Annotated in this window: 10 protein-coding genes; 9 read left to right on the top strand and 1 reads right to left on the bottom strand. The window is 52.0% G+C overall.

The genetic code is table 11. From position 1 onward, the window contains the following. The first annotated feature begins 98 nt into the window (after positions 1–98). From AC506A_RS08960 to queC, 6 genes are all read left to right on the top strand, one after another. A complete protein-coding gene (locus tag AC506A_RS08960) occupies positions 99–551 on the top strand; it encodes a GyrI-like domain-containing protein (RefSeq protein WP_495460589.1) in 453 nt (150 codons plus the stop codon). A 52-nt stretch (positions 552–603) separates the two neighbouring features. Then, positions 604–1539 carry a DMT family transporter gene (locus AC506A_RS08955; protein ID WP_495460588.1) on the top strand — a complete coding sequence of 312 codons (936 nt, stop codon included), beginning with the start codon at positions 604–606 and terminating at the stop codon, positions 1537–1539. Positions 1540–1562: 23 nt separating this feature from the next. Next, the gene (locus AC506A_RS08950) at positions 1563–2366 is read left to right on the top strand and encodes a PhzF family phenazine biosynthesis protein (protein WP_495460587.1); all 804 of its coding nucleotides are present in this window, start codon (positions 1563–1565) and stop codon (positions 2364–2366) included. A gap of 81 nt (positions 2367–2447) precedes the next feature. Further along, a complete protein-coding gene (gene queD / locus AC506A_RS08945) occupies positions 2448–2930 on the top strand; it encodes a 6-carboxytetrahydropterin synthase QueD (protein ID WP_495460586.1) in 483 nt (160 codons plus the stop codon). Next, positions 2920–3633 (top strand): 7-carboxy-7-deazaguanine synthase QueE, encoded by a 714-nt coding sequence (locus AC506A_RS08940; protein WP_495460585.1) that lies wholly within the window; start codon positions 2920–2922, stop codon positions 3631–3633. The genes queD and AC506A_RS08940 overlap by 11 nt, the downstream gene beginning before the upstream one ends. Before the next feature lie 5 nt (positions 3634–3638). Beyond that, complete coding sequence (gene queC, locus AC506A_RS08935) at positions 3639–4334, top strand: 7-cyano-7-deazaguanine synthase QueC (RefSeq protein ID WP_495460584.1); 696 nt, start codon at positions 3639–3641, stop codon at positions 4332–4334. A 74-nt stretch (positions 4335–4408) separates the two neighbouring features. Here the strand turns inward: queC and AC506A_RS08930 are convergent, their stop codons facing one another. Further along, positions 4409–5608 (bottom strand): GGDEF domain-containing protein, encoded by a 1200-nt coding sequence (locus AC506A_RS08930; protein WP_495460583.1) that lies wholly within the window; start codon positions 5606–5608, stop codon positions 4409–4411. Positions 5609–5758: 150 nt separating this feature from the next. On the opposite strand from AC506A_RS08930, the gene AC506A_RS08925 reads away from it, so the two are divergent. Genes AC506A_RS08925 through AC506A_RS08915 form a run of 3 tightly spaced genes read left to right on the top strand, consistent with a single transcriptional unit; the run spans position 5759 to position 11627 of the window. Beyond that, positions 5759–6901, top strand: coding sequence for a glycosyltransferase family 4 protein (locus AC506A_RS08925; RefSeq protein WP_495460582.1), 1143 nt, complete (start codon positions 5759–5761; stop codon positions 6899–6901). Between the two features lie 17 nt (positions 6902–6918). Further along, positions 6919–8256 (top strand): metallophosphoesterase family protein, encoded by a 1338-nt coding sequence (locus tag AC506A_RS08920; RefSeq protein ID WP_495460581.1) that lies wholly within the window; start codon positions 6919–6921, stop codon positions 8254–8256. After that, positions 8253–11627, top strand: a complete 3375-nt coding sequence (locus tag AC506A_RS08915; protein WP_495460580.1) for an AAA family ATPase — start codon at positions 8253–8255, stop codon at positions 11625–11627. The genes AC506A_RS08920 and AC506A_RS08915 overlap by 4 nt, the downstream gene beginning before the upstream one ends. Positions 11628–11712 lie beyond the last annotated feature (85 nt).

The following is an 11712-nucleotide window of genomic DNA, read 5'->3' as shown; positions in this document are numbered from 1 at the left end:
AAAGGCAATAAATAGTTACCAAACAAACCCGTGGACATGGTAAACTGATTACGGGTCAACCTAAAAGCGTTACTACACTTTGTGGGAGGTCATTCGCGATGCATAATTGCACTTTAGTTACGAAGCCTGCCTTAAACATGGTTGGAATCAACTATTGCGGTCCATATTCATCGTTTCCGGATGAAGCGATTCATCTGCAAAGCGAGTTTCTCTCCAGAAAGCATGAAATTGAAGGCGAAGTGAAGACTACCGTGCTTTACAGTCCTTATTTCGGCAACGAAGTATTTGCGACGTATTGGGCATGTTTTGAGGTCCCCCATCTGAGACAGGTGCCGGAAGGCATGGTGCAGTTTACAATTCCTCAGCGCACCTACGCCATGGCAGCATGTACAAATAAACGCATCGGTGAAGGCTACGAGCAGCTATCGGCTTGGATGAACGAGGAGAAGCTGTTGAAGAGGGAAAATGCAGTATCCCTTGAAATCTTTTATATTGACGAGCACTTGGAGGAGGAGCAGGTTGAACTGCTGATTCCCATTGTAGAACAATAAAGCTTCGTTCAGCTGGCTGCCTGCACCGTAATAAGGAGAACTAGAAATAATCATGACAGCAGCCAAATTTTTCACACATCCGTTAGGAATTATCGGAGCTTCCGTCAGCGCAACTTTGCTCTGGGGAAGCTCTTATCCGTTTATTAAACTGAGTTACGCAAGGCTTGGCATCGAATCCCATGATACGCTGGAGCAAATATTATTCGCAGGCTATCGCTTTACATTGGCGGGTCTGCTTATTCTGGCTTATATGCTGATCCGGAAGGAAAAACTTCGTTATCAGCGGGGCAGCGCCGGTATGGTTGCGTCCATTGCTTTGTTCCAGACGGTTCTGCAATATATTTTCTTCTATGCGGGATTATCGAAGAGTGCGGGCGTTGTAGGTGCTGTTATTGCCGGAACGATCTCATTCTTCCAAATTGCCTTGGCACATTTCTTGTATAAGAATGACCGTATCAATGGAACCAAGGGCCTTGGGCTTCTTGTCGGCTTCTTGGGGCTGCTGGTACTTGGCTTATCCAAGCATGACGGCAGCAGTGGACTGCATTTCTCGATAGGAGAGGTGCTGTTGATTGCAGCAACACTGTTTAATGCGATTGCGAACTTACTATCCAAACGCGCTGCAGCCTCGTACAGCATCCCGTATATTAACGGCTATCAAATGCTGGTTGGCGGAATCGTGCTTAGCATCATTGGCGCATGGAAGTCAGGCTGGGCGCCGTTTCATTTTGATGCCATCTCACTGCTGATGCTTCTTCACTTGGCACTCGTATCGGCACTGGCGTTCATGCTTTGGAATAATGTCATGAAATACAACAGCGTAGGCAGCGTATCGATGTACCTGTTCCTCATTCCGGTATTCGGGGTGCTGCAATCTGCGATTTTCCTAGGCGAGCCGCTCTCTGCTGCTGTATTGGCAGCTTTGGCGTTGGTCAGCGCCGGAATTGTCATCGTGAATCGGCGCAAACGCGCTGCTGCTGAAAATTGATTGGTCAAGAGGTGGTGATTACGATGTCCATTCCGATTTCGATAATTGATGCATTTACATCCGTACCATTCCGTGGAAATCCGGCTGCCGTATGCCTGCTTGATGAAGTGCGTGATGAGCAGTGGATGCAAGACGTGGCAGCGGAAATGAATTTGTCCGAGACCGCATTCTTGCAGCGGAGAGAAGATGGAAGCTACGATCTTCGTTGGTTTACACCGACCGTTGAAGTGGATCTATGCGGTCATGCAACGATGGCCAGCGCTCATTTCTTATGGGAAAATCAGCATCTCGCACTCGATCGTACAGCATCCTTCCATACTCGCAGCGGCCTGCTCACGGCAGAACGGACAGAGAATGGGATTAGGCTGAATCTGCCTTCAGAGCCCGCTCAACCGATGAAAGCACCGGAAGAACTTATTCAAGGGCTTGGTTTAATTCCAAGGTATGTCGGGATGAACCGCATGGATTATTTAGTTGAAGTCGACAGCGTCCAGACCGTGCAGACGTTAAAGCCTGATTACGCAATGCTGGCGAAGGTAGAAGCAAGAGGGATTATCGTGACAAGCAAAGGAACGGGAAAGCCCGGCGATTATGATTTCGTGTCACGCTGCTTCTATCCGGCATCCGGATGCAATGAAGACCCTGTTACCGGTTCGGCCCATTGCGCGCTTGCGCCATACTGGCAGCGACGCTTGCGTCAGACTACCTTCATGGCTTATCAGGCCTCTCCTAGAGGCGGAGAATTGTTTATTGAACTCGAGAATGACCGCGTACTGATGTCCGGTCAGGCCGTGACTGTAGTGAAAGGGCAGCTTACCAGTCAGTAGGTAAAAATCCCTATCTAGATACAAGCAGCAACTTATGCTATAATTGCATATTGCAATTGCATAAAGGGGAAGGTGTGGAACGTGACTTACGAGATTCCGAAACATATCGAGCAGTTCGGCGAAGATATTCAGGAGCATCAGCTCCGCTATCATAACCGACGGGTGATCGTTTCCAAGGAATTTACTTTTGATAGTGCGCATCATTTGCATTTATATGAAGGCAAGTGCAAAAGTCTGCACGGCCATACTTATAAGCTTCAAACGATTATGTCCGGAAAAACAGATCAGCGTGGACTGACAATCGATTTTGCCGATATGAAACGGATTGCCAAAGAGCGAGTCATCGACAAGCTTGATCATCGTTATTTGAACGAGGTGCTGCCACCGATGAATACGACGGCAGAGAACATGGTCGTTTGGATTTATGAGCAAATCCACGATGCGCTTCTTGAGGAAGGGCATTATCCGAATATCCGCATTGAAGAAATTCGCTTATGGGAAACACCGACGAGCTATGCGGCTGTAACGCGCGATATGATGGAGGCGGACGAGAATGCCGGATAAGGATAAAGCGCCGATTGAGAGGCGCTCCATTCGGCTTCCTATGGTGGAAATTTTCGAAACGGTCGAAGGCGAAGGCACACGTGCCGGGTTTCCGACCGTTTTTGTACGTCTGTTTGGCTGTAATTTGCGCTGTGTTTGGTGCGATACGAAGTACAGCTATCCACCAGCAGAAGCAGAATTTACAATGACGATTGAAGATATTGTGTCCCAAGTGGAACAGCAATATAAAGCCGAGCATATTTGCATGACAGGCGGAGAGCCGCTGCTGTACGGCAGCCGTTCAGGAGCGCTGCTGCAGGCGTTATGTGAGATCGAGCGGATTAAAGATGTGCATGTGGAGACCAACGGAGCGATTGATCTTGCACCGTTCCTTCGCGATATCCACTCTTCGAAGGCTAGATACATCATGGATTATAAGCTTCCGGATTCAGGGGAGCATGCAGCGATGCTGCATGATAACTTCGCCTTACTGCGGGAGCAGGATGAAGTGAAATTTGTCATTGCAACGGACCGAGACTTTGATGCTGCTGTGCAAACGCTGAAGGATTATCCGACAGCTGCGCTATCGCTGTTTAGTCCCGTGTGGGAGAGCATGCCTCCGGCGAAGCTGGTGGAGAAGATGCTTGCAAGCGGACTAACAGGAGTGAAGCTGAACTTACAGCTGCACAAGATTATTTGGGATCCGGCTAAGAGAGGTGTGTAAGGGTTATGAAGAAAGCGGTTATTATTTTGAGTGGCGGTTTGGATAGTACGACTTGCATGGGATATGCCAAAGAAGCGGGTTATGAGCTATACCCGATCACGTTTAACTACGGACAGCGTCATATTATGGAGCTGAACAATGCACGCGCGGTTGCTGAGTTTTATGGCGTAAGCGATCGTTTCAAAATCATCGAGCTTGGATTCTTGCGTGATTTCGGCGGAAGCGCGTTGACGGATGATACGATCGACGTTCCGAAGATGGGTGCAGATCCGGTTCCGGATGAAGTGGGGGAGATTCCGGTAACGTATGTACCGGGACGCAACCTGCTGTTCTTGTCGATTGCTACATCGTTTGCAGAGAGCGTTGGAGCTGAAGCAATCTACATCGGCGTAAATGCGCTTGATTACAGCGGCTATCCGGATTGCCGCCCGGAATTCATCGCGAAGGTAGAAGAGGTTATTGCCATTGCGACTAAAGTCGGGGTAGAAGGCAAGCCGATCTCCATCGAGACGCCGCTCATTCATTTAACCAAAGCCGGCATCGTAGCAGAGGGCATGCGTATGGGAGTCCCATATAACCTGACAACCTCCTGTTATAACGGGGAACCAGAGGCATGTGGAGAATGCGACAGCTGCCGACTGCGTTTGAAAGGATTTGCTGAAGCAGGAACGACAGATCCCATTCCATATAAATCCTTATAAAAAAGACAGTTCATGCAAGTAGGGAGCATCCCACCTGCGTGAACTGTCTTTTATTGTTCGAAACTTGAAGCTTATTAAGCCTGTGAGCTTCGTTTGGCTGTTTCTTCGGAACTGCGTGTCCGCTGACGCATCGAGGAATGAAGTGTCACTTTGTTCTTACCGGATGTCTTTGATTGATACATCGCTTCGTCAGCTTGACTAACGATCTCTGCAATAGATGCCCCTTCACGGCTTGCACTAACGCCGACGCTGATCGTGACCATCGTCTCTTTCTCGACTCGGCTGCGTATGGCTTCTGCCACAACTTCCGGCTTCACGTTAGGCGCAGCGACAAGACCGAGCAGTTCTTCTCCGCCGTATCGGCCGGCTGTTCCAATGCCGGCTGTTTCTTCTTTCAATATATCGGCAACCTGCTTAAGGACGCCGTCTGCTTTATGATGCCCTTGCGTATCATTAAGCTTCTTAAAATTGTCGATATCACAGAAAATAATGGCAATCCGTTTCGTGTCTCGAAGCAGCTGTTCCGCTTTCTTATTGAAGTGGCGCCGATTGTACAAGCTTGTTAGGCCGTCTGTAATCGAAGATTGAAAGGTCATTAACAATCGCTCCAGCACCCACTCGAACAAGAGCAGGAAAAGAAGCGTATAATAGATGACAGGGAGCAGGTGGCTTAGAATGACAAGCATCGGGACTTTCCCGTGAAATACATAGCCGTCCGCCAAATCGGACAGCTGATAGATGAAGTAAACGATCAAGCTGGCTGAATAGTTAAAGCGTTGATCGATACCCCGTAAGTTAAGCAAAATAATAAAATTCAAGATGAGTCCGTAGAAATTAATGGCCAGCAGCTGCGTTTGAGAAGCAGCGACGGAACTCTTCATGGATGCAGGATCGAGCGAAATCTGATATCCTGCTACAAGGATCAGACCGATAAACATGAGCAGGAAAGGCATTCCCTTTAATCTTGTGCTGGGTCCGGTATACAATTTCATGAAAACAAAGTTTATAATAATAAATGAGAGCAGGCTGACAACGGTTTGCGTCAGTTCCAAGTAAGGCGATATCGATTGACCGGGAAACGACAATCCGATGAGTACGCCGTTCTGCAAGATGACAATCGGAAGAACGATAATCAGAATGAAATAGGTGCGATTGCGTCTGTAACTCTTATATAGCTTGATGGCCATAAAGAGCATGAGAACGAGTATGGTCATTACACAAGCAGATGCAAAAATTTGTCCGGTAGATCCGGCAAGCCACTGAAGAATCGTCATGTTTAAACCACCTAAGAAGAGGGTAAACGCAGGGAGTATGTACGGCGTAAAGCAGGTGTGATACAACTTTACAGAAACGTATGTTCTAGTATATCATATTTTTGGCAGGTCGAGAAGTATAATGCAAGTTTGATTGAGGAGGCTTTGCACATGAACATTTTGCAGGCATTGTTTTTTCCTCCGGAGCAACCGGGCGGCGTGTCCTCAATGGTTCCATACATTCAAGAACGATTTAATAAAATCGGTTGGCCGATGGAGTTATTCTCCCTTCCGAAACGGGTAAGGGGAAAAGGCCAAGAGCCTGTTACGTTCGAAACTTTCGATATTAGCTATTACGAGGGTAATCCCATTATCGATAAATATTTGCAAACTTACCGCGATTACGTCTGGTGGACGAAGCTGCGCATTCAGAAATCCTATGATCTCATTCATGCTCATCATCCTATTCCGGCACTCGTGATGAAACAGCTTTATCCGGATACGCCGCTTGTCATGACGATTCATTCCAGTTATGAACGAGAGCTGATTCTGAATGGCAAAATCATTGAAGGCGGTATGGAGCATCGTTTCTTAACTTCCATCTATAAGGAGCTTGAGCTGAAAGCGGACCGGATTTTGACACCATCAGAAGCATTCCGCAGCTATATGCGTCCTTATGTGAACGATGCGGATCGCATTCAGGTCATTCCGAACGGGTTTGACGAGAAACGGTTCAAACCGATTTCCCATGAGAACGAGGTCGTGCAGCTCATTACGGTATGTCGCCTTGTTCCGGCAAAAGGGCTGGATATCCTGCTGCATGCCTGTGCACAGCTGAAAGCGCGTGGACATAATTTCGTCCTCCATATTATCGGAGATGGACCGAGTCGACCTGAGCTGGAGCAGCTTGCACAGAAGCTCAACTTGTATGACGATATTATCTTTTACGGTTACATGCTGCATCCGGAAGAGTTCATGCCGTTCTTTGACGTCTTCGTACTGCCATCTCGCGCAGAAGCATTCGGCTCTGTGTTCGCCGAAGCAGCGCTGTGCTGGTTGGCATTGGTCGGTACGAACGTAGGTGGAATCGCAGAACAAATCGACGATGGAATCAACGGTCTCTTGGTAGAACCGGAGAATCCGACGGCGCTTGCTAACGCGCTCGAGAAGGTCGTTTCCGATCAAGATTTCAGATACAATATGGCCCGTGCGGCATGGAATAAAGCGAAGCGCGTTTACTCCTTACAGCGGGTAATCGCCCAATTGAAGCAAGTCTACACAGAAATAAATCCGGAAGCGGACGCGACAGTATAAGGGAGCTAGGACATGACATGGGAGTCTCATTTCGATTTATTCATGCTGCGGATTTGCATGTCGACAGTCCTTTCCGCGGATTGACGGAGGTGCCTCCCCATGTAAGGGAGGGACTCCAATCCTCGACCTTTCAGGCTGTACGCCATCTGGTCGAGGCGGCATTGCGCGAAGCCGTTGATTTTGTAGTTATTTCCGGCGATCTCTATGATATGGCCGACAGGTCGCTCCGTGCGCAATTATCGTTGCAGCGGGAATGGCAGAAGCTGCATGCCCAAGGCGTGCGGCTATTTGTTATTCATGGCAATCATGATCCCTTGTCTGGTGCGCAGGCGAATTTGGATTGGCCATCATCTGTTCATTTCTTCGGCGCGGAGAACGTGGAAGCAGTGCCTGTGTACACGAAAGCAGGGGAGCTGGCAGCTCATGTGCACGGAATCTCTTATGGGACACGCGTTGTAACCGCTAATTTGGCTGCACGCTATAAACCGATATCAGATGGGTCGTATCAAATTGCACTGCTTCATGGCACAGTGGATGGACAACCCGGTCATGATCCATATGCGCCATGCAGCTTGGCGGAGCTTGTAGGCACGGGCTTCCAGTACTGGGCACTTGGACATATCCATCGGCGTGCCGTGCTCCATCGTTATCCGCATGTTGTATATGCCGGCAATACACAAGGCAGACATGCGAACGAGACTGGGGCGAAGGGATGTTATCTCGTTGATGTCAGCGATACATTCGAGACTAAGCTGAAATTTCTTCCTTTAGACACGATACGGTGGGAGACTTTGCGTGTATCAATCGCAGGAATTACGTCCGAACAGGCACTGCTACACGCCTTGGAACAAGCTGTAACGTCCGCGGCGGCTAGCAGCGAGGGCAGATCGCTCATGATCAAGCTGCGATTAGAGGGCAGAGGTCAGATGCATCGCGTATTAACGGATGCAGTCGTAATTACGGAGCTGTTAGGTGGATTAAGAGAACGAGTCGGTGATATGTACATACCAGGGGCGCAATGGAGCTGGATTTATAGTTTAGAGGCTGCAACCGGAGCTGACTTGGATCTGGCTGTTCTATCAGAAGAGGATAGTTTTACAGGGGAACTCATTCGATGCAGCAATGCCGCACAAGCGGACGAGCTTGCGATGCAGGAGCTGCTGGATGAAGCGCTTCAATCGTTATCTAGCAATGCCCGCATGCGTAAAATGCTGCGTGCGATGCAGACGGAACGGGCTGCAGGGTGGTTTCAGCAAGCGAGAGAGCTCGCGGCTGGAATGTTGACCGAGGATGCCGATGAACAGAGAGAGTCGTTACTGGGGCAAGAAGCAGGTCAAGGAGGCGAGCGTAATTGAAGCTTCAAGGACTTCATGTAGAAGGCTTCGGCAAGTTGAACGACCTTCACTGCAAATTTGATTCGCCTATAACGATTGTTTATGGACATAACGAGGCCGGCAAGAGTACTTTGCTTGGGTTCATTCGCGCGATGTTGTTCGGTTTTGCTAATAAAGGCAATCCGGCTGAACGGCAGGAGCCTGTTAGTGGCGGCCGACATGGCGGACGATTGTTTTTTGTAAACGGTGCAGGACATCCCTATGTGCTGGAGCGTTACAGCAGTGCCCTGGGGAAGCTGAATATTCGCCGACTTGACATGGAAGAAAACGGGAGCGGCGGCGGAATCGAGTCACTTACTCAGTCGATGTGGGAGCGCTTGTTTCTTGGCGGCGTAAACGAGCGATTGTTCCGGGAACTGTTTGCCATCTCGTTATCGGAGCTCCAGGCCATCGGTATGCTGGAGGGCGATGAGCTGGGCAAGCAGCTGTATCATGCAGGTTGGAATGGCGGCAGCGCGATCGCGAAAACAGAGAAGCAGCTGAACGCGCAATTAGACGGTTTATATCGCCCGCGCGGCAGCACGCAGCAAATGAATAAGCTGATTAAGACGCTCGAAGAGATCGACGTTCAGCTTCGTCAATCGGAGGATGCTATTGTCGTATTCAATGAGCTGAGCTCATCGCTTGCGGTGATTGAAGGCGAACAGACGCATGTGGAAGAGCGGCTTCCTTCATTGCGGGAGAAGGAAGCGCTGCTGTCTAGAGCCGTTCACCTGCGCCAAGCGTGGATCGCTCGGCTTGCTCTGCTGCAGGAGCAGGCGGCATACGGTGATGCGCCACGGTTGGTGGCGGACGCACGCGCGAAGACAGAGGCTATAGCGGCGGAGCTTATTCGATTGCATGCAGAAAGACAGCAGAATCGTGAGCTGGCGCAGAGGCAAGCGCAGCAGTTGGTTTCCATGCATTACGATGATCATCTGATCGAACGTGAGCATGAAATTGAAGCATTATTGCTGTCAGCGGAGCATATTGCTGCGTCAAGGCAGAGTGCTGCCGAGCTCCTGGCAGAAATGCGTGAGCACGAGGAGACGGCTCGCCGACTGATTCACCGCATCTCTCCGTCATGGACCGAAACGGATCTGCGTTCGTTCCCGATTGGGGTCGCAGATCGAGAACAGGCGCGGGTTTTCCGTGCCGCGCTTCTGGAAAGCATGAAGGCTCGTGGACAGGTAGAAGCGGAACTGCGTGCGGTATCGCAGCAGGTTAAGGAGGCGGCTGCACAGCTTTCAGAATTGGACGCGGACAGCATGGGAAGCTCGTTTGGGGCTTCTTCGGCAGCCATCGAGCTCCTTCCGGATTCCTCGGAAGCGCTTCGGCATGCTGCTCGTCAGTTCGAGGAAGCGTGGCATGAACTGGATCTGGCAAAGCTTCGTGCTGCACATGATGCACCTTCATCGCAGCGTCCGGATGAGGAGATGCAGCATCGCGCAGGCTCTGCTTCTGCGCTGCTGCGAGTTGGAGGCGGCGCCTATTGGGCAGCCGTAGCGGTTGCAGCCGCAGGTGCTGCCGTGCTTGTCGCTATAGGCGAGCCTGTCGCGGCTGCTATCGCAGGGGTTGCCGCAGCTGTACTCGCGGTGCCAGCTCTGATGAGTCTTGCAAGGCCGTCAGGCGCCACTTCGCGCGGCTCTGCGGCAGGGAGAAGCCGATCAGCAGGACGGAGGCGCGTAATTGAGACAGAAGCGATGAGGGGTTCGGCTGCGGCCGAGGCACTGCTTGCAGGCGCGGAGAAGCGCGTCGTTGCTGCGGTGCAGCAGCTTGTCCGCGAGCCTGCAGCCATATTAGCTGCACTGCTGGCACGAGACCAGCACGAAGCTCCTGCGGCGCAGCAGGCTGAGCTGTCAGCGGCATGGCGGCAATCCGCCGCTGCCAGAGACGGCCGCGCCTCGGCGCCACCGCCGCCGCTTCGCAGGGACTTCGCTGCCGGTGCATCAGCCGCGTCTGCGCAAGTGCTCTCGCGACTGCGCGCTGCCATTGACGCGCGGCAGGACGAGCTTCGCCTGCGCGCCGGCACCGCTGAGCGCCGCGGAGAGCTTGCGCGCCGCCATGCGCGGCTGCGCGCGCAAGAAGACGCCGCCCTCGCCGCGGTAGACCACGCGGCCGAGGCGGCAGCAGCCATCGCGGCAAGATGGCGCGACTGGCTGCACGATTGCGGCCTACCGGCTTCGCTCACGCCGGAAGCAGCCGCGGAAACCTTCGATCTTGCCGAGCAGGCGCTGCTGCGGCTGCAATCGTATGACCGCGCAGCGGGCAAGGCTGCGCGGCTTCAGGCGGAAGTGTCCGCCTTCGAAGACGCGGCCTCGCAGCTCAGCGCAGCGTTTCCCGCGGCAGTGAATCGCGCGCATGGTGACGCGGCGGCTGCCGTTCGAATGCTGCACGCGGAAGCGAGCCGGCATGCGGCGGCACGCAGCCGGGCGGAGGAGCTGACAGCGCGGCAGGCGGAGCTTGACCAGCAGGCATCGCAGCTGGTCCAGCTCACGCTCGACTTGGAAGCGAAGCAGCAGCAGTGGTTCGCAGCCGCGAAGGTGAGCACGGAGCTGGAATGGCTGGAAGCGCTGCAGCACTCCGAGCGGCTGGCTGAAATGGAAGCGGAGCGCTATCGACTGGATGCGGAGCTTATGGCGGGTTTAACAAGTGGACAGCGCGATTTGCTGGAGACTTGGTATTCTTCTTGTGATGGCAATCAGCTGGCGCAGAAGCAAGAAGAGGCCGGTCGCGAGTTGGAGCAGCTGGAGCATCGCAGAAGCGAGCTGATTGAACAGAGCGGACGCAAGCGTCAGCAGCTGGAGCAGCTGCTGCAAAGCAGCGGCAGATCGCGGCTGATCATGGAGCGTGAGCAGGCAACGGCTGCGCTGGAACAGCTGATTGAGCGATATGCGGTAGGTGCGATAAGCATGACGATGATTCGCAGAACCAAACGAATCATGGAGGAGCAGCGTCAGCCTGGCGTTCTTCGCGAAGCGTCGCGGATTATGGGCCGACTATCGCAAGGGAGCTACAAACGGATTTCGATTCCGGAGGGAGAGCAGACGATCTCGCTCGAAACGAGGGACGGAATGCTGGTAGACAGCAAACTGCTCAGCAGAGGAACTGCTGAGCAGTTATATCTGGCGATGCGCTTAGCGCTCGCGGATGAGGCGGCAGCCTCAAATGAACTCCCGTTATTGCTGGATGATCCACTCGTTAATTTTGATCTTGTAAGACAGAAAGCTGCGATCGAAGTGCTCGGAGAATTAGCAGAACGCCGCCAAATTGTGCTGTTCACCTGTCATGATCATATGAGAGACTTGATTCGCAACCTTTTACCGCAAGCCGAACTCATTAATTTGTCTTAAGAGATCGTTGTATGTACTTGTTCTGCATCTGTATTCGATCTGCTCTGATCATCTTGATCCGCACTGGTTCTGTACGCTGCACGAC

The sequence above is a fragment of the Paenibacillus sp. N22P23 genome (assembly GCF_059383735.1).
Note: the sequence above shows the minus strand (reverse complement) of the source record. Positions and strands in the feature narration are given on the sequence as shown.